Below are 22,650 nucleotides of genomic sequence, written 5' to 3'. Positions count from 1 at the left end.
ATTAACGTTGGGTGGGCAGGGCGAAGACGACGGCCTTGCCGGGGGTGCCGGTGGTGTGGGTCGTGGCGGGGTGGACGTGGCACCGCCCCTGGGAGAGCCGGTGGGCCAGGAGCAGGCCGCGGCCGTTCTCGGTGAGCAGAGGCAGGCCGATCTCCTCCACCGAGTCCAGAAGGCCGAGGATGATGCGGACCTCGTGGAGGTCGGGGTCGCCGTCGACGACCTCGCACCAGGTGGGGACGCCGCCCAGGCTGAGAACGCGCAGCTCGTACGGGGGACGGGCGTGTCTCTCCGCGTTGGCGGCCAGCTCCGCCACGATGGTCTCCGCGTCGGAGACGGCCTCGTCGTCCAGACCGGCCTCCCGGAGCACCTCCCGGAGCACGGCGCGGGCGCGACGTGAGGCCGAGCCCGGCTGAAGGATCTTGATCAGTACGCGAACGCCGCCGCCTCCCATCACGGACGTCGATCCGGGGCCCCAACTGGTCGCGGAGTTCTCGAACACACATGCGTTCGGTCATGGAACCATCGGTGCCGTGCAGCTTCGTTACCGGTACCGGCTCTATCCGGACGCCGCTCAGTGCCAGGCGCTGGCGCGGGCGTTCGGGTGCGCGCGGGTGGTGTTCAACGACGGGCTGCGCGCTCGCACCGACGCCCACCGGGCGGGCCTGCCGTACATCTCCGATGCCGACCTGTCCAAGCGGGTCATCACCGAGGCGAAGCACGCGCCGCAACGATCGTGGCTGGGCGAGGTGTCGGCGGTGGTGCTGCAGCAGGCGCTGGCCGACCTGAACACCGCCTACCGCAACTTCTTCGCCTCGATCACCGGTAAGCGTCAGGGGCCGAAGATCGGCCCGCCCCGGTTCCGGTCCCGAAAAGACAACCGCCAGGCGATCCGCTTCACCCGCAACGCCCGGTTCGCCATCACCGCGGGCGGGAAACTCCGCCTGCCGAAGATCGGCGACGTGCCGGTGCGCTGGTCGCGACCCCTGCCGTCGGAGCCGTCCAGCGTCACGGTGATCAAGGACGCGGCGGGCCGGTACTTCGCGAGTTTCGTCGTGGAGGCGTCCGAGGAACCGCTCGCCGGGGTCGCGGCCGAGGTCGGCGTCGACCTGGGGCTCACCCACTTCGCGGTCACCTCCGACGGCCGGAAGATCGACAACCCACGATTCCTGCGCCGCGCGGCCAAGAAACTCCGCAAGGCGCAAAAGGCCCTCGGCCGCACGGCGAAGGGGTCGAACAACCGCAGCAAGGCCGTCGTCAAGGTCGCCCGCGCACACGCCCGGGTGACCGATGCGCGCCGGGACTTCGCCCACAAGCTCTCCACCCAGTTGATCCGCGACAACCAAGCGATCTACGTGGAGGACCTGTCGGTGAACGGCCTGGCCCGCACCCGGCTGGCCAAGAGCGTCTATGACGCGGGCTGGTCGGCCTTCGTCGGGATGCTGGAGTACAAGGCGAAACGGTACGGCCGCACCTTCGCCAAGATCGACCGCTGGTTCCCGTCCTCGAAGACGTGCTCGCAGTGCGGCAGCCGGCAAGAGTCGATGCCGCTGAACGTGCGGGAATGGGCCTGCCCCTGCGGCGTGACCCATGACCGCGACGTCAACGCCGCACGCAACATCCTCACCGAAGGCCAACGAACCGTCGCCGCTGGACGGAAACCCATCGCTGAAACGCGGCGGGAGGCGGAGACGTTAAACGCCTGTGGAGGTGACGTAAGACCACCGCTCGCGGCGGCAGACACCGATGAAGCAGGAAGCCACAGAGGTGCCGCATGACGCGGCACGGACTGAACCCCCGGCCTTCAGACCGGGGAGCGCGTCAACGTGAAGTCGGCCGCGCTTCTGTGGAGGTTGGAGATGGACCCGTCCCGGCGTCACCTACTGGCCTCGCTGCCGTTCGTGCCCGGTGCCCTGGGCGAGTGGCTGGTCTCCTGGAACTACGGCACTCCGGCCGCATCGGCCGCCCGGCAGGACGAGGGGCGAGATGTGGGTCTCGCCGACGTGGCGCGGATCGTCGAGGCGCAGAAGGCGTTCGGCCAGATAGACCAGCGGTTCGGGGCCGGGCTGGTGCGCCCGGTGGTGGTCAAATACCTGCACGAGACGGTGGCGCCGCTGCTGCGGGGCCGCTACGACGAGCGGGTGGGTTCCGAGCTGATGACGGCGGCGGCCGGGATGACCTGGCTGGCAGGCTGGACGGCCTTCGACCTGAACCGGCACGGCCAGGCCCAGCAGCACTTCGGCCAGGCGCTGAGGCTGGCCAAGAACGCTGACGACCCGCTGACCGGCGCCTGGGTGCTGGCGACGCTGACCCGCCAGGCGATCCATCTGGAGCAGGGGGCCTGGGCCGTGTGGCTGGCCCGAGCCGCCGTCGACACGGCCAGCCGGGCGCAGGCGCCTCCGCGTGTCATGGCATTGGTGCTGGCCGGTGAGGCTAGGGCGATGGCCGTGCAGGCCAGACCGTCCGAGACCCAGGACCGGCACACTGCCAAGCAGGTCGAACGACTGATCACCGAGGCCGAGCGTGCTCACGCTCAAGGAGCGACCGACCGCGATCCGACATGGGTCGGCAGGTTCGAGGCGGTGGAGTTGACGGCCCAGGCCGGGCGCTGCTGGAGTCTGCTGGGTGAGCACCGGCGGGCGGCGGTCTGTGCGGAGGAGGTCGTGGCCGAGTTCAGCGCACGCCTTCCTCGCTCCGCCCAGTTCAATCAGCTGCATGCCGCCGAGGCATACCTCGGCATGGGGGAGTTGGAGCAGGCTCTGGACTTCGCCCGAGCCGCGATCCCGGCGACCAAGACGCTGACCTCCGCCCGCACGGTGGAGCTTGCCCGCCAGTTCGCCGGACAGCTTGAGCCGTACGGGGACAGTGTGATGGTTCGCGAGTTCCGTGATCACCTGAACAGCGAGCTGGCCGCCTGACCAGGCGCGAGCTCGGGAGTGTCATTCATGGGTGGCGAATCGTTTCGCATCCTGCTTGGGGAGCCGTGAGTTCTCGGTGGCGGGGCTCAGGTCCGGGAGAGGCGGCGGGAGGCGATCACGTCGGTGACGGCCACGACCAGCGCGACCAGCACGAAGGCGATGGTGACCAGCAGCGAGTGCCGGAACGCCGTCGCATACTCGCCGCCCGAGGAGGCGACCTCGGAGAGGAACACCGAGCCGATCGCCGCGATGCCGACGGCGGCGCCGATGCGCTGCCCCGTCTGGAGCACGCCCCCGGCCGTGCCCGCCTCGGAGACCGGCACCTCCGACAGGGTCAGTGTCTGGTTCGGGGAGATCACCAGGCCGCTGCCCAGGCCGGCGAGGAGCAGCGGGACCGCGGTGGCCCAGGCCACTTGGGTGCCGGGGACGAGTTCCACCGCGAGCGCGGTGACGGCGAGGGAGACCGCGACCGTCACGAGTCCGGCCACCACCAGCGGGCGGCCGAGCCGGGTGACGAACCTGCCGCCGAACAGGGAGGTCACGGCCGACCCTGCCGCGAACGGCGTGGTCGCAAGTCCCGCCTCCAGGGCCGAGTAGCCCAGGCCGTTCTGCAGGTACAGGGTGAGGATGAAGAAGATGGCGGTGAAGCCCGCGAAGTAGAGCGCCCCGAGCAGGGCGCCGAGCGCGTACGAGCGCCTTCGGAACAGGGACAGGTCGACGACCGGCTGGTGGTGCCGCCCGTACCGGCGCTCCCAGGCCACGAAGGCCGCGAGCAGGGCAAGCCCGGCGAGCAGGGCCGGCCACCTGGCCGAGGCGTCCCACTCCTGAACTTCGACGAGTGGCAGGAGCACCAGCAGGACACAGGCGGCGAGCAGCAGCACGCCCACCGGGTCCATGGTCTGCCGGGGGCGAGACTCCTTGGCGGCGGGCCCGATGTAGCGGTAGGCCAGGACGACGGCCAGGACGCCGATCGGCACGTTGACGTAGAAGACGAGGCGCCAGCCGTCGGTGTAGCCGCCGAGGTTGATGAGCACCCCGCCGAGCAGCGGGCCGATCGCGGTCGAGATGCCGATGACGGTGCCCAGCATCCCGAACGCCCTGCCTCGCTCCGCTCCCCGGAAGAGCTGCTGGATCAGCCCGCTGACCTGCGGATTGATCACTCCGCCCGCGATCCCCTGCACGAGTCTCGCGATGACCAGCAAGGTCGGGTTCTGGGCGAGCCCGGCCGCCGCGCTCGCCGCGGTGAACAGCACGACGCCGAAGACGAACGCGTTGCGTCGGCCGTGTGTGTCGCCGAACCGCCCGGCGGGGACCAGCACCAGCCCGAAGGTGAGCGCGTACCCGGAGACCACCCACTGCAGGGTGCTCTGCGGGGCCTCCAGCCCGGTACGGATGGAGGGCAGCGCCACGTTGACGATGCTGACGTCCAGCAGGGTCATGAAACCGGCGACGAGGCAGACGGTGAGCGCCTTCCAGCGGCGCGGATCGGCTCCCTCGCGATGCCGGGGGGACGTCGTCCTGTCGGGGCCGGTGCTCATCCGGTCGTGTGGGGGAGCGGCGTTCCGGCCCGTGATCGCTTGAGGATCGTCATGACCGCCCCGTTCCCCGTCTTCGGTCGAGCTTTCCAGCTTTCAGCAGGGCGTATGTACCCTTTGTAGCCTTTCCAATCATGGTTCGCGCCCCGGAGCGTGATCCGGCCCTCGCAGGTCGTGCCTGCGAGGGCCGGGGGGAAGTCCTCGCGCCGGGGTGGTTTCCGGGTCTGCGAAGGCCGGGGGTCACCGTCGGCGCGGGGAGCTCCTCATGTCAGGGACACGACACCTCACTGCTCGTGGCCGGGACGTTGATCGCGGTCCAGGCGGCCTTGACCGCGTTCACCTCGGTGCAGCCGCCGGGGTAGAGCGACTTGGCGGCTGCCACGGTGGCGAGGCGTGCCTTGGCGTGCGTCCACGGGGAGGTCTTGGTGTTCAGCCCGGCCTGGAAGATCCGGCCGGCCTTCTGGATGCCGATGCCCGTCAGGGTCGTCGGACCCGAGCAGACGGAGCTGGCCGGCTTGCCCACCGGGTTGGTGCCCTCGGCGAGCAGGTAGAACCAGTGGTTCTGCGGGCCTGCCGCCGCGTGAACCGCGGTGGAGGGGATGGAGGAGCTGTAGCAGTTCGGGTGTCCCTTGGCGGAGGGGTTGTACATGTTGCGGATCTCGCCCGAGCCGGTCAGGTTGACCTCCTCGCCCACCAGGTAGTCCGGCGGGTCGAGGGAGGCGGGCTGGTTGGCGTAGTGCTCGGTCAGCGCGCCGAAGATGTCACCGGTCGACTCGTTCAGGCCGCCGGCCTCGTTGCCGCTGCCCCCGCTGCCGCCGGAGTACTGGAAGATGCCGTGACCGTACTCGTGGCCGACCACGTCCATCGGGGTGGCCTGCCTGGTGTTCGCCGAGTTGCGCCCGAAGCTGGTGTAGCTGCCGTTCCAGTAGGCGTTGACGGCGCTCAGGCCGACCCGGGCCGGGAAGGCGCCGCCCGAGCCGGTGAACCCGTTGCGGCCCAGCCAGCTGCTGAGCATGTTCCATTCCGTCTGGGCCGCGTACAACGCGTCGACGCAGGCGGTCTCCAGGTTGGTGCCCGAGCCGTTGCCCCAGGAGTCGTCGGTCCCGGTGTAGGCCGAACCGTTCTGGCCGCCGCAGCGCAGGCCGGGCCTGGTGGTGTCGGTCATCGAGTACGAGCTGCCCGAGCCCGAGGTCTGGATGGTCACCGGGTTGCCGTTGTAGTAGCTGTTGCCGGTTCCGGCGTGCACGTCGTCGTAGGAGTCGAAGACCGATCCGTCGAGGGCGTCCACGAAGACGTGCAGGACGCTCGGAGCCTCGGCGGTGGCGCCGCTGACGACCACCTCCCAGGCCAGTCTGGGCGTCGTGGTGGTGGCGTGCACGAGCAGCTTGGGCGCGGCCACGCTCTCCACGACGGGCAGCTGCGCGCGGGCGGTGGCGGTCGCCGTGGCGGCGTCCACCTTGCTTGTGACGTCGATCGTGATCCTGGACTGCTGGCCCGAGCTCACGGATCCGACGAGCTCTCCGGCCCTGTCGGTGGAGACGATCACCTCACCGCCGTAGACCGGAAGTCCGCGGTAGGTGCGCGCGTAGGTCAGGTACTGCAGGCCGTACGCGCCGGCGATGTTCCTGGTGAGGGTGAACCTCTCGTTCTGTCCCTTGAGGACGGCTTCCGACCTGGCGGCGAGGGTCGCGTTGGCGGTGGTGACCGCGCGGTTGCGCGCCTCCGCGTCCGGCGGCGCGTACACCGGCGGGTCGGCGGACACGGTGCGGGCTGCGGCGGCGTCCGCCGGGGTGGCGGCGTTCACCGCCGTGGGGGTGGTCATGGCGGCGACGACCAGTACGGCCACGGCGCCAAGCTTGACCTTCGGATTCACGCGGGTGATTCCTCTCGATGTCCCTTGGGGGGTAGGAGGGATGCAAGGAGCCCTAAGAAGTCCGGGCTCCCTTAAGGTGGCATCGAGACGGGCGGCTGAATACCTCGCAAAGTCCCATAACGTCGTGATATGGGCGGTTATCCATGCCGAAGAGCCCGTGTCGCCGCGGCTCGCCGGTGCGGGAAAGGGCACCGTGCTTTGGAGGTTCCTGGGGTTGATTGCCCTGGTGTACGGCTGTTTTTCGTCAGGTTGATCGAAGATCACTCACGGCGGAACCGATCGTTTCGGTACGGGGATGTCCTGGTGGGCAGGCTCCGGTGAGCGAGGAAATCACAGAGGCCCACACCGAGGTGTTGGCGCGAATCGCCACCCCGACACCACGTTCGGCGCGGATGCGGGACCGTCGAGGTGGCGGCGAGGGCCTCCACGGCTCCGATCGCGCGGTCGGTGGTGGGATCGTGAAGAGTCACGCAGGACCCGCCGGTCAACGCGTACGGGGCACCGTCGGGAGGGGCGCCGTCGGAAGGGGCGCCATCAGGACGGGCGCCGTCAGGACGGGGTTTCCGCGGACGTCCGGGTCCTGCGGGGTGGCCCGGTGCCGGGCTCGGCCGGAGGCAGCGGCCCGTCACCCTCGCGCAGCACGTCGTCGGCCATCTGGTCGTACTCGGCCACCCGGCTCCTGCCCGCCTCGCCGAGCTGCTCGACCACGGCGGCGACCAGCGTTTCGAGCAGCGCCACCGCCGGGGTCAGCGAGTCGAACGGCGAGGGCGAGCGGACCTGGGCGGGCAGCACGACGTCCGCCACCGCGGCGGCGGGCGACAGCCACGGGTCGGTCAGCAACACGATCTTCACGTTGCGCGCCGCCGCGGCGCGGGCGAAGGCGATCGTCTCGCGCTGGTAGCGCCGGTAGTCGAAGAGCACCAGCACGTCGCGGCGGCCCATGTCGAGCAGGTGGGCGGCGTGGTCGGCGGTGGACCCGGTGATGTAGGTCGCGTTGGGCCGCAACTGGTGCAGGTGGGCGATGAGGTACTGGGCCAGGATGGTGCTGAACCGCCCCCCGGCCGCCGAGATGCGGCGGCCGGGGTCGGCCAGCAGTTCCGCGGCCTTGACCAGCTCCCCCTCGGGAAGCTGGTCGAAGGTCATGGCGGTGGCGTCCAGCAGCACCCGGCGGGACCGGCTCAGCACCCTGCCGGTGTCCTCCTCGGCGCTGCCGTACTGGGCCAGGGGAGAGGAGTAGCGCTGCTGGGTCTCACGCTTGAGCGCCTGCTGCAACTCCGGATAGCCCTCGAAACCCAGCCGGTAGGCCAGCCGCAGCACGGTGGCCGGACTGGTCTGGGCCTGGCTCGCGACCGTCGCCAGCGGCTCCAGGCCGGCGGTCGGGTAGCCGGCGAGCAGGGTACGGGCGACCCGCTGCTCCGCGCGGGGCAGCTTGGGCAGCACATCGCGGAGCTGGGCCGCGACGGTGCGCGGCTCAGGGGTGCCGGACATGATGCCTCCTCCGAAACGGCCGCCGGCTCGCGCGGCACGTCGGCAGGTAGGGATCATGCCACGAACCGTGCGAAATGAGAACGTCGCTCTCGGATCGCGCACCGACCGTCCGGGGCCGGCTACCGCTCACCGCTCATCCGCGAGCCCGCACCAGTCGATCGCGGTCAGCGCGTAGGTCTTCGCCGACTGCACCAGCTGGGCGATCTCCACGTACTCGTTCTCCGCGTGCGCGGTGTACCCGACGCCGGGGCCGTACACCAGGCCGCCGATGCCCTTGCGGTCCATCCAGGTCAGGTCGCACACACCCATGAAGCCGGTGGTGAGCGGCGGTTGCCCGCCGGTCGCCGTGGTGTGCGCGCCGACCAGTGCCGCGCTCAACGGGGCGTCGTCGGGCAGCGAGTACGGCGGCCAGAGCAGCTTCCACTCGAACACCGGCGGGTGCTCGCGCAGCCACGGGTCGGTGCGGCAGGCGTCCAGCACCCGGGACTCGATCTCGGCCATGACCTCCTCGTTGGACCGGTCGGGGTGGTGGTAGACGCAGTACTCCACGACCAGCTCGTCGGCGAGGAAGAAGGGCACCAGGATGCCCGAGGGGTTGGCCCGCAGCACACCGGGCAGCAGGTTGAAGTAGCCGGGCGGGAAGAGCGGGTGCCGGTTGTGCCGGGCCCAGTCGTCCTCCAGGGCGCGCAACGCCTGGTAGACCACCCAGAACTTGTCGACGGTGTTGACGCCGAGCGCGTCGCCCTCCAGCGTCGGGTGCACGGTCATGCCTCGCAGCCCGGAGTGCGCGGTCTTGCCCTCCAGGGAGACGCTGAACCAGAGCAGGCCCGGCGTCACCGGCACCGACGCGGGCAGGGTGCCGGCCTGTCCGGACGGCTCGCAGACGATGGCCGCGTCCGCGCCGAACCCGGCCTCCAGCACCGCGGTGGTGCCCGCCTCGTGGTCGCCGACCTCCTCGCCGACGACGCCCTGCAGGACCAGGTCACCGGCGAGGCGCACGCCGGCCCCGCGCAGCGCGAGGGCCGCGTAGGCCGCGGCGACCAGACCGCCCTTCATGTCCGTCGCGCCGCGCCCGATCACCGCGTCGTCGGTGACCTGGGCGCGGAACGGGTCGCCGCGCCACCGGTCCAGGCGGCCCGGCGGCACCACGTCGACGTGCCCGTTGAGCAGCAGCGACCGGCCACCACCGGCGCCGGAGACGACGCCGCAGGCGTTGTCGCGGCCCCGCTCCACGGTGACCTTCGTGACCTCGGCCCCGGCCTCGGCGTACAGGTCGCCGAGCAGCGCGCTCACATCGCCCTCCGCGCCGACGATCTTGTCGTACTCCTGGCCGGGGTAACGCGGGTTCACGCTGGGGATGGCGATCGCGTCGGCCAGGCTGGAGACCATCCGCTCGGCGAGCAGGTCGACCTGCTCCAGCACCCGGCGGGTCACGTCGTGTTCGGCGGTCATGCGGTCTCCTTCGAGGTGGTGGGAAGTGGTTCCTGAGCGGGGGTAGGGGGCCGCCGGAGCGAGGTGAGGACGGAGTTCGTGATGCCGGCCAGGCCCTTGGGGGCGATCCAGAGCACCACGAGGATCAGCATGGCGATCGCCATGTCGCGCCAGGCCCCGGCGTCCTGCAGCACGTCGGAGACGAGGGTGACGACCACGGCACCGGCGATCGGCCCGTAGACGCTGCCGCTGCCGCCCAGGAAGATCATGCTGAGCAGCAGGGTCAGGTAGCCGAAGCCGAAGACGTCGGTGCTGACCACGCCGTTGAGGAAGGCGTTGAAGCTGCCCGCCACCCCGGCCACGGCCGCGCCGATCATGAAGACGATCAGGTGCTGGCGCACCCGGGAGACGCCCCGGCTGGTGGCGAGCGCCTCGTTGTCGCGCAGTGCCAGCAGCGACATGCCCAGGGTCGAGCGGGTCAGTACCCGGACCAGCACGGTGACCGCGAACAACAGCGCGGCGCCGAGGAAGTAGTAGCCGATCCGGCCGTCGGCCCGCAGGCTGACGTCGCCCAGGCTGAGCCGGGGGATGCCGACGATGCCGTTGGATCCACCGGTCAGACCCGCCTGCCCGAGCACCAGGTAGATGCAGAGCTGGGAGAAGACGTACGTGGCCAGGCCCACGTAGATGCCGCGCAGCCGCAGCACCGGCAGGAACGCCACCAGCGAGGCCAGCAGGGCCGACACCCCCGAGATCGGCAGGGCCAGCCACGGGTCGATGCCGGTGCGGGTGGCCAGGATGCCCGTGGTGTAGGCGCCGATGCCGAAGAACCCGATCTGGGCGAAGTTGAAGATGCCGGCGAAACCGAGGGTGAGGTTCCAGCTCATGGCGAGCACGCCGTACATCGTGAAGAGGATGAGCAGCAGCCGGGAGTGCGGGTCGGTGAAGACCAGAGGCAGGGCCACCAGGACCGCCGCGTAGACCGGCCAGCCGGCCCAGGAGCGCAGGTTGGTCATGGCGTTCACGCGCTCCTCACCTTGGTCCGCAGCAGTCCCTCGGGTTTGACCAGCATGATCACGATCATCGCGAGGAAGACCAGGACCGGGCTCCAGGAGAGCCCGAAGTAGTAGGTGGTGACGGCCTCGAGCAGGCCGATGGCGTACGCGCCGGCGATGGTGCCCGCCAGGCTGCCGGCCCCGCCGAAGGCGAGCACCACGAAGGCCCGCAGCAGCGGGTCGCCGCCCATGCCCGGGGAGATGAACTGCATGCTGCCGAGCAGCGCCCCGGCCACGGTGGCCAGGCCGATCGCGACCACGACCACGAAGACGTAGACCCGGCGCGGTGCGATGCCGAGCAGCTGGGCGTGCTCGCGGTTCTGTTCCAGCGCCCGTACGGTCAGCCCGATGCCGGTGCGTTTGAGCACCAGGGCGAGCAGGCCCACCAGCAGGGGGGCGAGCAGGATCGTGACGAGCTGGCTGCCCTGGGCGACCGCCCCGGCGACCTCGACGCGCGCGCCGCCGAACGGCGGGAGCTGCTTGATCTCCGGTCCCCAGATCAGCTGGGCGCCGCTCTGCAGCAGCATCGTGGCCGCCAGCGTGGCGACCATCACCAGCATGTCGCCTCCCGGCCGCCGGATGAACGGGCTGACCAGCAGGAACTCGTAGGCCACTCCGATCAGCGCCATCGCCGCCACGGCGCCGAGCAGCGCCACCGCGACCGGTAGCCCGGTTGAGTCCAGCAGCGTCCAGGTCAGGTAGGCGCCGAACATCATCAGCGCGCCGTGCCCGAAGTTGAAGACCCGCAGCGTGGACCAGATCAGCGTCAGCCCCGCCGCCATGAGCATGTAGAGGCCGCCGAGGACGAGCGTGCTCGTCACGATGACACTAATGCCGTCCATCGGCGGTCCCTCCCAGGAAGAGCGACATCATCTCGTCGCGGCTGCGGCTGCCGTCCGAGGCGCCGCTGTCCACCACGTCGCCGTGCAGGACGACGTGGTAGCGGTCGGTCAGGTCGAGCACCAGGTCCATGTCGCCGTCGATCAGGACGACCGACGAGACCTCGGCCCGGACCCGCACGATGCACTCGCTCAGTTCGTGCTTGACCTTCGGTGACAGGCCCAGCGTGGGCTCGTCGAGGATCAGCAGCGTGGGCCGGGCCATCAGGCCCATGCCGAGGCTGGCCATCTGGCGCTCCCCGCCGCTGAGCGTGCCGGTGAGTTGCCGGCGCCGTTCCTTGAGCTTGGGAAAGACCGAGAAGACCTGGTCGATCCCGTCCCGCCAGGTCGAGGAGTGCCCGCTGGAGGACGCGGAGAGCCGCAGTGCCTCCTCCACGGTGAGTTGCGGGAACAACCGCGAGCCCTGTGGCACGTGGACGAGCCCGCGCCTGACCAGGCTGCCGGGGGACTCGCCCCTGGTGTCGCGTCCGGCGAAGGCGATCGTGCCGGAGGCGGCCCGGTGCAGGTTGGAGACGCAGCGCAGCAGTGTGGTCTTGCCGTGGCCGTTCGGCCCCAGCAGCCCGACCGCCTCGTTCTCTCCGACGCGCAGCGAGATGCCGCGCAACACCTTCGCCTGGCCGTAGCCGGCGGTGAGGTTCTCCACGGTCAGCAGATCGCTCATCGCGCGGCCCCCGGTCCCAGGTAGGCTTCGACGACCCTCGGGTCGGACAGCACCTCGGCGGGCCTGCCGGTCACGATGATCCGGCCGCTGTCGAGGACCGCCATCCGGTCGGCGAGCGCCTCCAGCACGGAAAGCACGTGCTCGATGATCACCATGGTGACGCCCGTGCCGCGCACACCGGCCAGCAACCGGATCAGCGCGTCCTGGTCGGCCGGGTCGAGGCCTGCCGCGGGCTCGTCGAGCAGCAGTACGGAGGGGCCGCTGACCAGCGCGCCGGCGATCATCAGGCGTTTGCGGTCGATCAGCGAGAGTCCGTCGGCCGGACGGTTCGGGTCGCCGCCGAGTTCCACCGCGTCCAGCGCCTCCCGGCACCGGGCAGGGGCCCAGCGCCTGGCCTTGCCCGCGCCGCCGTACGCCGAGCCGATACGGACGTTCTCCAGCACGCTCAGCGACTCGAAGACGGCCTCGGTCTGGAAGGTGCGCTTGAGGCCGGCCTTGGCGATCCAGCGCGGCGAGCGGTTCTGGATCTCGTGGCCGTCGAAGATCACCTTTCCGGAGTCGGGGCGGATCGGGATGCCGGTGAGCAGGTTGAACAACGTGCTCTTGCCCGCACCGTTGGGGCCGGCCAGACCGAAGACCTCGTCGCGTCTCACCGACATCGAGACGCCGTCGACGGCCCGCAGGCTGCCGAACGACTTGCCGACCTCGTGCGCGGCGAGGATGACCTGGGCGTTCACGACGCGGCCTGCCCCGGCCCGCGCCAGTCACCCTGGGCGAGGAAACCGCCGTCGACCGGCAGCAGCACGCCGTTGACGAACGAGGCGTCCGGGGCGAGAAGGAAGGCGACCGCCGCGGCGATCTCGTCCGGTGAGCACTGCCGCCCGGCCGGCTGGCGGGCCGCCGCCGCCTCGCGCTGCCGCAGGGACTCCGCGGCCGCCTCGGCGTCGAGCAGGCTCCGCGAGTCGCCCATGTCGTTGTCGACGTAGCCGGGCAGCACGGCGTTGACCCGGATTCCCAGCGGGCCGCCCTCGACGGCGAGCTGCCGGGTGAGGTTGGCGATGGCGCCCTTGGCCGCGGAGTAGGCGGGGAAGGCAGGCAGGCCGGTGACCCCGAAGATGGACGACAGGTTGACCATGGCGCCCGTACCGCTCGCGGCCAGCAGCGGGAACGCCGCCCTGGCACACAGGAACGTCCCGGTGACGTTGACGTCCATCACCCTTCGCCACTCGGAGACCGGTACACCGGTGACGCCGCCGCCGCTCTCGGCGATGCCGGCGTTGTTGACCAGGATGTCCAGGCCGCCGAACTCGTCCGAGACCCGCGTGAACAGCGCCTCGACGCTGCCCTCGTCGGACACGTCCGCCTCCTGGAACACACACGCGGGACCGTCCCCCGGCAGCTCCGCGGCGGTACGCGTGCCGCGTTCCACGTCGACGTCTGCGATCATGACCCGCGCCCCCTCCGCGCGCAGGCGGTGCGCGATGGCCGCGCCGATCCCGCCCGCCGCGCCTGTGACCAGGGCGCGTCGCCCGGTCAGAGTGCTCGCCATCGCGATATCTCCCTCAATCCGCTGGTACTCGTGGTGTTGGTGGGCCGGCTCGGCCGGCCTGTCTCATTCGCCGGGCAGACCCACCCCGTACGGCTTCATCCGGTCGACGCCGGGGGACCACGCCCCGCCGCCGCGCCGCGCGATGCCGTTGGGCCGGGCGAAGTGCCAGGTGGTGGGCTCCTCGGCGACGACGAGGACGTCGAACCCCGCGGCGGAGAGGTCGGCCGAGGCCCCCGCGTCGCGCGGGTCCAGCCAGACGCGGTCGCCCTCGGCGTGAATCCTCGGCGCCGAGATCGCCTCCTGGAGGTCCGCGCCGTCACGCCAGCGGGCGGCGATCTGGGCGACGGCGGAGATGATCCGCCGCCCGCCCGAGGCGCCGAGCGTCGCCTCGGCCTCCCCGGGCCCGGTCAGTACGACGGGGCTGACCGCGCTGAGCCCGGCCGTGCCCGGAGCGACGCTGGTCACCCGGCCGGGACGGGGGTCGAAGTACATCATTCCGTCGTTCAGCACGATGCCGGTCTCCGGCTCCACCATGCGGGAGCCGAACAGGTCGAGCACCGTCTGGGTGAGCGAGACCGTCATGCCCTGGTCGTCGACCGCCGACATGTGCGAGGTGCATCCCGCCCTGGCGGAGCCGCCGGGAGGCGCGGGTGGGTGGTTTCGGCCCGCGATCCAGCGGGCCACCGTCTCGTCGGCGTACTCGGGGGAGGCGAGCCGGGCCCATGGCGCGGGACTCTCCCAGGAGGTGGTGACCTCGCGCAGCCGGTCCTCGAACGCGTGGGACAGCACCCGTGCCCACAGCCGGGCCCCCGGATCCAGCCCGCGCCGCCGGGCGGCCTCGACCAGTTGCAGCGCCTCGATCACCGAGATCACCCCGGTGGCGTGCGGGCCGTACAGCCGTATCGGGCCGATCTCGACGGGAAGGACCTCGGACTCGTCGACGGTGTACCCGGCGAAGTCCTCCTCAGACAGCAGCCCGCCGGCCTCGGTGACCGTCGTGGCGATCGCGCGGGCGGCCCGGCCCAGGTAGAACGCGTCGGGGCCGCCGGCGCCGATCTCACGGAGCACCCGGGCCAGCCGGGGTTGGACGAGCGTGTCGCCCGGGCCCTGGGACGGGCCGCGCAGCGGCAGGCCGTCGGGCAGGAAGAGCTCCGCGGAGGAGGGGAAGGCCCGCAGCGTCCGGGCCTCGGCGCAGATCGCCGAGGAGGCGAACCAGTTGGTCTCGTGTCCGGCCTCGGCCAGTTCGATCGCCGGGGCGAGCACCTGGGCCAGCGGCAGGCGGCCGAACCTGGCGTGCGCCCGGCACAGTGCGGCGACCGCTCCGGGGACGCCCACCGACAGCGGGCCGACGATGTTCGCGTCGTCGCGCACGGCCGGCCAGTTGTACAGGCCGGTGCCGGTCGCGGAGGACGTCAGCGGGAACATCCGCGGGTGAGCCAGGCCCGGGGCTCGGATCGGGCCGCACACGACGGTCGCGGCCGGGGCGCCCGGCTCGCGCACCACCAGCCACGCGCCGCCGCCGAGCCCGCTCATGTAGGGCTCGACCACTCCGGTGGCGAAGGCGGTGGCGACCGCCGCGTCCACGGCGCTGCCGCCGGCGCGCAGCATCGACGCCCCCGCGCGCGCCGCCCTCGGGTCGGGCGCGGTGACCATCCCGCCGGCTCCCTGGGCGGGGCCAGGCTCAGCCCTGCCAGGCATCGGCGATCTCGCTCAGCGTCGCGAACCAGACGTCGCCCGCCGCCAGCATCCGATCGATCAGCGCCTCCAGGACGAGCAGGTGGTGGGCTCGGCCGATGGTCTGCGGGTGCATGGTGAGCACGTAGACCGCACCGGGCACCCGCTGGTGGGCGTAGTCGAAGATGGTGTTCCAGCGGTCTTCCATGTCGCGGTGGGAACCCAGCGGGGAGACCCCGGCGACGTACTCCACCGAGGGCCAGTCGTCGAGGTACCACGACACGGGGATCTCCACGATCCGGCTCTCCGGGCCGAACTCACTGGCCGACTCGTAGTTCACCGTGACCCGCCGGGGCCGGTAGGGCTCGAACTCCCGGCCCATCAGCGAGCTGTCCCAGTCGAAGCCGAACTCCTCGAGCAGACCCAGCGTGCTCTCGGAGAAGTCCCAGGCGGGCGAGCGGTAGCCGCGGGGGCGGCGCCCGACGACCTGCTCGTGCTGGCGCAGCGCGACCTCCATGAGCCGGCGCTCCTCGTCGGGCCCCAGGTCGGGCACGACCTCGTGGTAGCAGCCGTGCGCGGCGATCTCGTGCCCGGCCGCCAGGATCTGCTCGATGCGGTGCGGGAAGGTCACCAGGTCGTGGCCGGGGGTGGCCCAGGTCGCGGGCAGGTCGTTGCGGCCGAGCAGTTCCAGCAGCCGGGGCACCCCCTGCTCGGCGCCGAAGTCGCCACGCGACAGGTAGGACGGCGAGGTGCGGCCCAGGGTGCCCATCCAGGGGGAGTGGGCGTCGAAGTCGAAGGTCAGCGCCACGGCCATCCGCTTGCCCTGCGGCAGCGCCAGGGGAGCCGAGGTCACTTCTTCATCCACGGCGGGAGCCGGAAGGAGCCCGACTTGTACTTCTCGGGGGCGATCAGCGTCCGCTTCTCGTCCTGGAACTGGAAGGACTGCAGTGGCACGTAGTCGTCGCCCTGCTTGGCCAGGTGCGTGGCCTGGTCGAACGCGATCCGCCCGGAGGCCCGCTCGCTGTCGCTCTTGCCGATGGCGGCACCGATCGCCAGCGCGTCGTCGGGGTCACCGACCTCGCGTAGCGCATCGGCGTAGATCATGGTCTCCACGTACGTCATCACGCCCTGCGGGTCGACGTCGTCGGTCCCGTACTCGGCCTTCCAGTCCTTCTGCAACTGCGCGGCCGGCTCGTAGTCGGGTGAGGGCACGATGCCCGCGAGGTTGTTGAACAGCACACCTTCGGCCTGCTGCTTGGTCAGCTCGAAGAACTGGGGCTGGTTGGGGCCGTACTGCATGAAGAGCAGGGAGTTGGTGGGCTTCTGCAGGAACTGCTGCAGGAAGCTGGCCTCGTTGGAGACCTGGTAGTCGGTGTTGACGATGAAGTCGGGGTCGGCGGAGCGGATCTTCCCGAGGACCGTGCCCCAGTCGTTGACCGTGCCGAACGGCACCTTCTCCTGGCCGGCGATGGTCCAGCCCTTGGCCTCGAACTGCTTGACCAGGCCGTCGGCGATGCTCTCGCTGTAGGGGTTGTCGGAGCGGACGATGAACGCGGACTTGCCGCGCGGCTTCCACAGCCCCTGCTCGGCCCAGGACTCCGCCAGGTCGACCGGTTCGGTGCCGTAGGCGTCGTAGTTGGGGGTGATCGACCAGACGGTGGGGTACTTCGCCGGGTCCTTCTCGATGATCTCCTGGGTCTGCGCGGTGTTGCCGCCGATCAGGTAGACCTTCTCCGCCGCGGCGAACTCGTCGATCTCGAAGTTGGACGTGGAGGCGTAGCCGGTGACGACCGCCTTCACCGACTCGTCGTCGGTGAGGGTCTGCACGCCCTTGGTCACCGCGTCGTTGGACTGGCTCTGCACGTCCGCGACCTTGAGCTTGAACGTGTACCCGTTGACGCCGCCGGCCGCGTTGAGCTGCTTGACGGCGAGTTCGGCCCCCTGCTTCATGCCCAGGCCGTCGGATGCCAGACCTCCGGTCAGCGGGGCGAGCAGGCCGATCTGGATCTCCTTCGTGCCGGCCTCACCGCCGTTCTCCGCTGCGGAGGTGGAAGTGGATGAGGAGCACGCGGTGAGCGCCGCCAGGGCGCCCGTCACCGCGACGGCGGTGATCGCCCGGACTGGCGTCCGGGGACGGAGGAAGGGGGAACGGGCCACGGTGAAGCCTCTCTGCGTCTGTTGGACGAGGGGACGAACGCGTGCGGGACATGCCTGCGGGCGTCACATGCCTGCTTTGCACCGTTCTGTCACTTTCGACGATTGAAACGTACGTTGCATACTGCGGCAAAGACTAGGCCTGTAAAAGATTTGTTACTTAAACTCGATCCGTCCTGCCGCCCTGATCTCGTAAAACGTGGATCAGCTCGGCGGCAGGGCCGTTCCGGCCAGGAAGCCTCCGTCCACGTCGAGAACACTCCCCGTGATGAAGGAGGAGTCCGGATCGGCGAGGAACAGGCACGCCCGGGCGATCTCCGCCGGGGTGCCCATGCGGTGCACCGGCTGCCCGGCGACCAGCGTCGTCACGTACTCGGCCGAGAGCGCGAGGGTGGCCGGGACCTCGATCAGTCCGGGGGCGACGGCGTTGACGGTGATCCCCGACGGTGCGAACTCCAGCGCCAGGACCCTGGTGAGCATCTCCACCGCCGCCTTGGACGAGCAGTAGTGGGCGGCGCCCACCCGGGCCGAGCGGGCCGCGCCCGAGGAGACGTTGACGATCCGGCGCCCGCCCCCGAGGGCGCCGGAGGTGCGGGCGAAAGCCTGCGAGGTCAGCATCACGCCGCGGACGTTGACGGCGAACACCTCGTCCCACTCCGCGGCGGTCATGTCGAGGGCCGAGGTGTTCGGATAGACCCCGGCGCAGTTGACCAGCACGTCCACCCCGCCGTGCCGGGTGGTCGCGTGCTCGAAGGCGGCGGTCACCGACCCCGGGTCGCGCACGTCCAGGCGCACCGCCGAGACCGGCGCGGGCGATGCGCCCGAGGTGGCGGCGAGTTCCGCGGCGACCTGCTCCGTGCGCGTCTCGTCGAGGTCGGCGACGACGACCGTCGCCCCGGCGTCGTGGAAGGCGTCGGCGATGCCCCGGCCGATGCCCCGGGCTCCGCCGGTGACCAGGACGACCGTTCCGTCGAGCCTGCCGGGAGAGGAGTGGTCCGTCATGGGATGCCTTCCGGTGATGCCGGGCGGGAGCGGTCTCCTGCCGACGCGACACATGTGACCTGGTCGTTTCTTCCGGGCCAGCAGGTAACACGCATGCTAAGTTTCATTCCGTCGCCTTGACCATATATGTGAATCGTATGTTTCACTTAGGGCGGCCGGGACGCGAGGTGCGGACCGGACTGGGAGGAGAGAGCCGATGACGACAGGGACCGCCTTCGTGGCGACCTGTGACCTCGCGGCCCAGGTGCGTGGCCGGGCGACCCCGACGGCGCGGCTGGACCAGACGTTGCGCACCGGGGTGGGATGGGTCCCCGCCAACCTGGCGCTGACCTGTTTCGGCCAGCTGGTCGACGACAACGTCTTCGGCTCGGTGGGCGACCTGAGGTTGCTCCCCGACCCCGCGACGGCCGTCGACCTGCCGGCCGACGGCCCGGTGCCGGGCACCCGGCTCTACCTCGCCGACCAGGTCGGCCTGGACGGCAGCCCCTGGCCCGGCTGCCCGCGTGGCTTTCTCGCCCGCGCGCTGACGGACCTGAAGGAGATCGCGGGCCTGGAGATCAACGTCTCCTTCGAGCACGAGTTCATGCTCGGTGGCCAGGTGGAGGCACCGCCCTTCTCCTTCCAGCGCCTGCGCGGCGTCGAGCCGTTCGGCACCGACCTGGTCGCGCTGCTGGAGGAGGCCGGGCTGGAGCCGGAGAGCTGGCTTCCCGAGTACGGGGACGGCCAGTTCGAGATCACCCTGCGTCCCGCCCCCGGCATGGTCGCCGCCGACCGGGCGGTCCTGCTGCGCGAACTCGTCCGCGACCTCGCCCGCAGACGCGGGCACCCGGTCACCTTCGTCCCGCTGGCCGATCCCGCGGGAGTCGGCAACGGCGTCCACGTGCACTTCTCGCTCCGTGAGGTCGGCGGCGGCCCGGTGATGTTCGACGCCGAAGCCTCCGGCAGGCTCTCCTCGACCGCGGCCAGGTTCGCGGCCGGGATCCTGCGGCACGCCGGTGCGGTGGTGGCCGTCACCGCTCCCAGCGTCGGCTCCCACCTCAGGCTCACCCCGCACCGGTGGAGTGCCGGCGGGGTCTTCCTCGCCGAACGCAACCGCGAGGCGCTGCTGCGCATCGCGCCGACCGTCGAGATCGGGGGCGCCGACCCCGCGGACCAGCTCCACCTGGAGTATCGGGCGGCGGACGCCACCGCCAACCCGTGGCTGGTGCTCGGCGTCCTGATCCGCGCGGGCCTCGCGGGACTGGCCGGCGCAGAGGCCGCCCGGGTGTGGCCGGAGAGCTCGACCGAGGCCGACCTGGCAGGAGAGCCCGCGCTTCCCGGTTCCCTGCCCGAGGCGCTCGCCGCGCTGGAGGCCGACGAGGTCGCCCGCGGCTGGTTCCCCCACGAACTGCTCCACACCTTCCTCGCCGTGCGACGGGGCGAACTGGCCCACGTCGCGGGACTGCCCGACCACGAGCTCTGCCGGAAGGTCGCCGATGTCTACTGAGAGCTCCCCGGCGGGCGCGGCCGGCGGTCTGGAGAGCGTGCTCGCCACCCTGCCCCTGGTCGACCACCATGTGCACGGCGCCTCCTCCGGAGACCTCGGCCGCGGTGAGTTCGAGACGCTGGTGACCGAGTCCGACCGGCCGATCCCGGCGTTCATGACTCAGTTCGACTCCCAGCTCGGCTTCGCGATCCGCCGCTGGTGCGCACCCGTCCTCGGCCTGCCCGCCCACGCCGCACCGGAGGACTACCTGGCGCGCCGCACCGAACTCGGCGCCGCCGAGGTGAACCGGCGGCTGCTGGCCGCCAGCGGTATCGGCCGCTTCCTGCTGGAGACCGGTTACCGGGGCGACGACGTCCTGGACCCGGCCGGGATGGCGCAGGCGTCGGGGCGGCCCGCGCACGAGGTGGTCCGCATCGAGCGGGTGCTGGAGCAGGTGGCGGCCTCGGGGGTCTCGGCCGCGGAGCTGCCGGGCCGGTTCCGCGAGGAACTGGAGCGCCGCACCGCCGACGCCGTCGGTCTCAAGAGCATCGTCGCCTACCGGTACGGCTTCGCCTTCGACCCGGCGCCGCCCGGGGAGCGGGAGGTCGCCCTCGCGGCGGACCGCTGGCTGTCCGCCGGCGAGGAGAGCGGCCGGTGGCGGGTGGACGATCCGGTGCTGCTCCGCTTCGGGCTCTGGGCGGGAGTGGAGCGCGGGCTGCCGCTGCAACTACACGCCGGCTACGGGGATCCCGACGTGGAACTGCACATGTGCGACCCGCTGCTGCTCACCCGCTGGCTGAAGCTCATCGAGCCACACGGCGTGGACGTCCTGCTGCTGCACTGCTACCCCTACCATCGCAATGCCGGTTATCTCGCGCAGGTCTTCCCGCACGTCTACTTCGACGTCGGTCTCGGTGTCAACTACACCGGCAGCCGGTCGGACGCGCTGATCGCCGAGTCACTGGAGCTCGCGCCGTTCGCCAAGATCCTGTTCTCGTCGGACGCCTGGGGCCCCGCGGAGCTGCACATGCTGGGGGCCCACCTGTTCCGCCGCGGGCTCGGCCGGGCGCTGCGCGGGTGGGTCGACGCCGGCGAGTGGGCCGAGGAGGAGGCGGTCCGGGTGGCCACCATGATCGGTGTCGGCAACGCCCTGCGCGTCTACGGTCTGGGACCGGCCGAATGATCGAGTCTGTTGTCTGCGGCTCGGCCGCCGGTTCCGTCGCGGCCAGGCTCCGGGCGGCGCTGGAGCGGCGGCTGCCCGCCGCGACGGAGCTGCGCCGCCGACTGCACGCCATCCCCGACCTGTCGGGGGAGGAGGGGCCGACCCGCGACCTGATCCTGGCCGAGCTGCCGGGACGCCCGGTGGACGCGGTGGCCGGTACGGGCGCGCTGGTGCGCATCGGCGGTCCCGGACCCGCGGTCGCCGTGCGGGCCGAACTCGACGCGCTGGCGGTCACCGAGCGGACCGGCGTCGACTGGGCGTCCACGAAGCCGGGCCGCATGCACGCCTGCGGGCACGACGTGCACCTCGCCGCCCTGGTGGCGCTCTGCCACGCGGTCGGTGAGACCGCCGGCACGCCCCCGCTGATCGCGATGCTCCAGCCGCGCGAGGAAACCTATCCCTCCGGCGCCCACGACATCGCCCGGTCGTCGTCGCTGGCGGAACACCAGATCACCGCCGTCATCGGCGCGCACGTCCAGCCCACCCTGCCGCGAGGCGAGGTCGCGGCCACCCCGGGTACGGTGAACGCCGCCGCCGACGAGTTCACGGTCGTGGTCAGGGGCCGCGGCGGGCACGCCGCCTACCCGCACCTGACCAGAGATCCGGTACTCGCGCTCGCGCACGTCGTCGTCGCCCTGCAACAGGTGGTCAGCCGTGACGTCGACCCGACCAACTCGGCGGTCCTCGGCGTCTCCACGCTGGCGGCCGGCAGCGCGGCCAACGTCGTCCCGGACGAGGCCACGGCCGGCGGTACGGTCAGGTCGCTGAGCGAGCACATCCGCGACCAGGTGCACGCTCGGCTGGAGGAGGTCGCGGACCTCGTCGCGCGGGCCCACGGCTGCGAGGCCAAGGTGAGCATCACCCGGGGGGAGCCGGTTCTGCACAACGACCCCGGGCTCGCCACCCGCGCCGGTGCCCATCTGGCCCACCTCGGCCTCACGCTCTCGCGGCCACTGCTCTCCTTCGGCGCCGACGACTTCTCCTATCTCTCCGCTGTGCTGCCCGGCCTGATGATGTTCGTCGGGGTCGGTGACGGCACGGACGTGCGCATGCACAGCGCCGGTTTCCTGCCCGACGACGGCGCGGTGCGCGATGTCGCGCTGGCCATGCTGGCGGGATACCTCGCGGCGGCGGAGATGACGTAGTCGCGAGAGGTGCTCAGCCGCCGGTGGCGTGTTCCCAGTAGGGGTCGCGGTAGAGCGTGACCGAGGTGCCGCGGAGCAACTCGTCGGGGGCGGAGACGAGCACGAGCTCGCCCGCCGCCTCCAGGCCGCGCAGGACGTCGCGGACGCGGGGGCCGACCGGCAGGCGGCCCACCGGGAGGTGAAGGGTCTCGCGGACCAGGTCGGCCACCTGCGAGAGCCGGAACGGCTCGGTGAGACCGGAGATCAGGCCGCGGACGATCTCGACGGTGATCACACTCTCGGCCTCAAGGTGGGCGAGCTGCCAGGTCAGCTGAACCGTGCGCCGGCCGGTTCCGGCGCAGGCGGTGCACGGCTGGGAGAAGCCGGGCACGATGTCCTCGACGGTGGTGCCCAGGCAGGTGGTGCACTGGCCTGTCTCCGAGGCGTGCGACTCGGCCGCCGCCCGGTCGGACAGCTGACTGCCGCACACGCACAGATAGATCCGGAACCCGCCGCTCACCACGACGAGGTCGTCGGCGTCGTCGGGGACCTCTTCCCACAGGGCGGTGATCGTGTGCATTCTCATCGTCGTGCGACTCTACC

General features: G+C 71.3%; 20 protein-coding genes. 5 read left to right on the top strand and 15 right to left on the bottom strand.

Features of this window, described 5'->3' with window-relative positions; all coding sequences use genetic code 11:
* Window position 1: 1 nt before the first annotated feature.
* Entirely contained in the window at window positions 2-499 is a 498-nt protein-coding gene (locus ACIBH4_RS11015; protein ID WP_362766748.1) for an ATP-binding protein, read from the bottom strand.
* 31 nt (window positions 500-530) lie between these two features.
* Between ACIBH4_RS11015 and ACIBH4_RS11010 the strand changes: the two genes are divergently transcribed.
* Both ACIBH4_RS11010 and ACIBH4_RS11005 read left to right on the top strand, forming a co-directional pair.
* Complete coding sequence (locus tag ACIBH4_RS11010; protein ID WP_362766745.1) at window positions 531-1,775, top strand: transposase; 1,245 nt, start codon at window positions 531-533, stop codon at window positions 1,773-1,775.
* Between the two features lie 48 nt (window positions 1,776-1,823).
* Entirely contained in the window at window positions 1,824-2,915 is a 1,092-nt protein-coding gene (locus ACIBH4_RS11005; RefSeq protein ID WP_362516131.1) for a hypothetical protein, read from the top strand.
* 86 nt (window positions 2,916-3,001) lie between these two features.
* Here the strand turns inward: ACIBH4_RS11005 and ACIBH4_RS11000 are convergent, their stop codons facing one another.
* The 13 genes from ACIBH4_RS11000 to ACIBH4_RS10940 form a co-directional block, all read right to left on the bottom strand.
* Window positions 3,002-4,453 carry an MFS transporter gene (locus ACIBH4_RS11000; RefSeq protein ID WP_362766742.1) on the bottom strand — a complete coding sequence of 484 codons (1,452 nt, stop codon included), beginning with the start codon at window positions 4,451-4,453 and terminating at the stop codon, window positions 3,002-3,004.
* 265 nt (window positions 4,454-4,718) lie between these two features.
* A complete protein-coding gene (locus ACIBH4_RS10995; protein WP_362516136.1) occupies window positions 4,719-6,323 on the bottom strand; it encodes a M4 family metallopeptidase in 1,605 nt (534 codons plus the stop codon).
* 549 nt (window positions 6,324-6,872) lie between these two features.
* Window positions 6,873-7,811: a MurR/RpiR family transcriptional regulator gene (locus ACIBH4_RS10990; RefSeq protein ID WP_362516138.1), complete on the bottom strand. Its 939-nt coding sequence runs from the start codon at window positions 7,809-7,811 to the stop codon at window positions 6,873-6,875.
* A 126-nt stretch (window positions 7,812-7,937) separates the two neighbouring features.
* Window positions 7,938-9,263 carry an ArgE/DapE family deacylase gene (locus tag ACIBH4_RS10985; protein WP_362516141.1) on the bottom strand — a complete coding sequence of 442 codons (1,326 nt, stop codon included), beginning with the start codon at window positions 9,261-9,263 and terminating at the stop codon, window positions 7,938-7,940.
* Complete coding sequence (locus ACIBH4_RS10980; protein WP_362516255.1) at window positions 9,260-10,258, bottom strand: branched-chain amino acid ABC transporter permease; 999 nt, start codon at window positions 10,256-10,258, stop codon at window positions 9,260-9,262. The genes ACIBH4_RS10985 and ACIBH4_RS10980 overlap by 4 nt, the downstream gene beginning before the upstream one ends.
* A gap of 5 nt (window positions 10,259-10,263) precedes the next feature.
* A complete protein-coding gene (locus ACIBH4_RS10975) occupies window positions 10,264-11,139 on the bottom strand; it encodes a branched-chain amino acid ABC transporter permease (RefSeq protein WP_362516143.1) in 876 nt (291 codons plus the stop codon).
* Window positions 11,126-11,857 (bottom strand): ABC transporter ATP-binding protein, encoded by a 732-nt coding sequence (locus ACIBH4_RS10970; protein WP_362516146.1) that lies wholly within the window; start codon window positions 11,855-11,857, stop codon window positions 11,126-11,128. The genes ACIBH4_RS10975 and ACIBH4_RS10970 overlap by 14 nt, the downstream gene beginning before the upstream one ends.
* Complete coding sequence (locus tag ACIBH4_RS10965) at window positions 11,854-12,594, bottom strand: ABC transporter ATP-binding protein (RefSeq protein ID WP_350948408.1); 741 nt, start codon at window positions 12,592-12,594, stop codon at window positions 11,854-11,856. Before ACIBH4_RS10965 ends, ACIBH4_RS10970 begins: the two co-directional genes overlap by 4 nt.
* Window positions 12,591-13,406, bottom strand: coding sequence for an SDR family oxidoreductase (locus ACIBH4_RS10960; RefSeq protein WP_362516149.1), 816 nt, complete (start codon window positions 13,404-13,406; stop codon window positions 12,591-12,593). The genes ACIBH4_RS10965 and ACIBH4_RS10960 overlap by 4 nt, the downstream gene beginning before the upstream one ends.
* Window positions 13,407-13,469: 63 nt before the next feature.
* Window positions 13,470-15,059 (bottom strand): gamma-glutamyltransferase, encoded by a 1,590-nt coding sequence (locus ACIBH4_RS10955; protein ID WP_362516151.1) that lies wholly within the window; start codon window positions 15,057-15,059, stop codon window positions 13,470-13,472.
* A gap of 28 nt (window positions 15,060-15,087) precedes the next feature.
* The gene (locus ACIBH4_RS10950) at window positions 15,088-15,933 is read right to left on the bottom strand and encodes a polysaccharide deacetylase (protein WP_362516153.1); all 846 of its coding nucleotides are present in this window, start codon (window positions 15,931-15,933) and stop codon (window positions 15,088-15,090) included.
* A complete protein-coding gene (locus ACIBH4_RS10945) occupies window positions 15,930-17,237 on the bottom strand; it encodes an ABC transporter substrate-binding protein (RefSeq protein WP_362516156.1) in 1,308 nt (435 codons plus the stop codon). The genes ACIBH4_RS10950 and ACIBH4_RS10945 overlap by 4 nt, the downstream gene beginning before the upstream one ends.
* A 201-nt stretch (window positions 17,238-17,438) precedes the next feature.
* Window positions 17,439-18,236, bottom strand: a complete 798-nt coding sequence (locus ACIBH4_RS10940; RefSeq protein ID WP_362516158.1) for an SDR family NAD(P)-dependent oxidoreductase — start codon at window positions 18,234-18,236, stop codon at window positions 17,439-17,441.
* Window positions 18,237-18,432: 196 nt separating this feature from the next.
* On the opposite strand from ACIBH4_RS10940, the gene ACIBH4_RS10935 reads away from it, so the two are divergent.
* Genes ACIBH4_RS10935 through ACIBH4_RS10925 form a run of 3 tightly spaced genes read left to right on the top strand, consistent with a single transcriptional unit; the run spans window position 18,433 to window position 22,068 of the window.
* Window positions 18,433-19,722: a glutamine synthetase family protein gene (locus ACIBH4_RS10935; protein ID WP_362766739.1), complete on the top strand. Its 1,290-nt coding sequence runs from the start codon at window positions 18,433-18,435 to the stop codon at window positions 19,720-19,722.
* Window positions 19,712-20,884, top strand: coding sequence for an amidohydrolase family protein (locus ACIBH4_RS10930; protein ID WP_362766736.1), 1,173 nt, complete (start codon window positions 19,712-19,714; stop codon window positions 20,882-20,884). The genes ACIBH4_RS10935 and ACIBH4_RS10930 overlap by 11 nt, the downstream gene beginning before the upstream one ends.
* Window positions 20,881-22,068 carry a M20 family metallopeptidase gene (locus tag ACIBH4_RS10925; protein ID WP_362516164.1) on the top strand — a complete coding sequence of 396 codons (1,188 nt, stop codon included), beginning with the start codon at window positions 20,881-20,883 and terminating at the stop codon, window positions 22,066-22,068. The genes ACIBH4_RS10930 and ACIBH4_RS10925 overlap by 4 nt, the downstream gene beginning before the upstream one ends.
* A gap of 13 nt (window positions 22,069-22,081) precedes the next feature.
* Here ACIBH4_RS10925 and ACIBH4_RS10920 read toward each other — a convergent pair whose 3' ends face one another.
* Window positions 22,082-22,633 carry a hypothetical protein gene (locus ACIBH4_RS10920; protein ID WP_362516167.1) on the bottom strand — a complete coding sequence of 184 codons (552 nt, stop codon included), beginning with the start codon at window positions 22,631-22,633 and terminating at the stop codon, window positions 22,082-22,084.
* Window positions 22,634-22,650: the final 17 nt, after the last annotated feature.

The sequence above is a fragment of the Streptosporangium sp. NPDC050284 genome (assembly GCF_044459525.1).
Taxonomy (GTDB): domain Bacteria; phylum Actinomycetota; class Actinomycetes; order Streptosporangiales; family Streptosporangiaceae; genus Streptosporangium.
This window is presented reverse-complemented; position numbering and strand designations above follow the sequence as displayed.

Excerpts from the sequence above, each read along its gene's own strand:
- ACIBH4_RS10970 (WP_362516146.1), bottom strand. The coding sequence starts at position 11,857 with ATGAGCGATCTGCTGACCGTGGAGAACCTCACCGCCGGCTACGGCCAG.
- ACIBH4_RS10940 (WP_362516158.1), bottom strand. The coding sequence starts at position 18,236 with ATGACGGACCACTCCTCTCCCGGCAGGCTCGACGGAACGGTCGTCCTG.
- ACIBH4_RS10980 (WP_362516255.1), bottom strand. The coding sequence starts at position 10,258 with ATGACCAACCTGCGCTCCTGGGCCGGCTGGCCGGTCTACGCGGCGGTC.
- ACIBH4_RS10955 (WP_362516151.1), bottom strand. The coding sequence starts at position 15,059 with ATGGTCACCGCGCCCGACCCGAGGGCGGCGCGCGCGGGGGCGTCGATG.
- ACIBH4_RS10960 (WP_362516149.1), bottom strand. The coding sequence starts at position 13,406 with ATGGCGAGCACTCTGACCGGGCGACGCGCCCTGGTCACAGGCGCGGCG.
- ACIBH4_RS10930 (WP_362766736.1), top strand. The coding sequence starts at position 19,712 with ATGTCTACTGAGAGCTCCCCGGCGGGCGCGGCCGGCGGTCTGGAGAGC.
- ACIBH4_RS10920 (WP_362516167.1), bottom strand. The coding sequence starts at position 22,633 with ATGAGAATGCACACGATCACCGCCCTGTGGGAAGAGGTCCCCGACGAC.
- ACIBH4_RS10975 (WP_362516143.1), bottom strand. The coding sequence starts at position 11,139 with ATGGACGGCATTAGTGTCATCGTGACGAGCACGCTCGTCCTCGGCGGC.
- ACIBH4_RS10935 (WP_362766739.1), top strand. The coding sequence starts at position 18,433 with ATGACGACAGGGACCGCCTTCGTGGCGACCTGTGACCTCGCGGCCCAG.
- ACIBH4_RS10990 (WP_362516138.1), bottom strand. The coding sequence starts at position 7,811 with ATGTCCGGCACCCCTGAGCCGCGCACCGTCGCGGCCCAGCTCCGCGAT.
- ACIBH4_RS11000 (WP_362766742.1), bottom strand. The coding sequence starts at position 4,453 with ATGAGCACCGGCCCCGACAGGACGACGTCCCCCCGGCATCGCGAGGGA.
- ACIBH4_RS10985 (WP_362516141.1), bottom strand. The coding sequence starts at position 9,263 with ATGACCGCCGAACACGACGTGACCCGCCGGGTGCTGGAGCAGGTCGAC.
- ACIBH4_RS10925 (WP_362516164.1), top strand. The coding sequence starts at position 20,881 with ATGATCGAGTCTGTTGTCTGCGGCTCGGCCGCCGGTTCCGTCGCGGCC.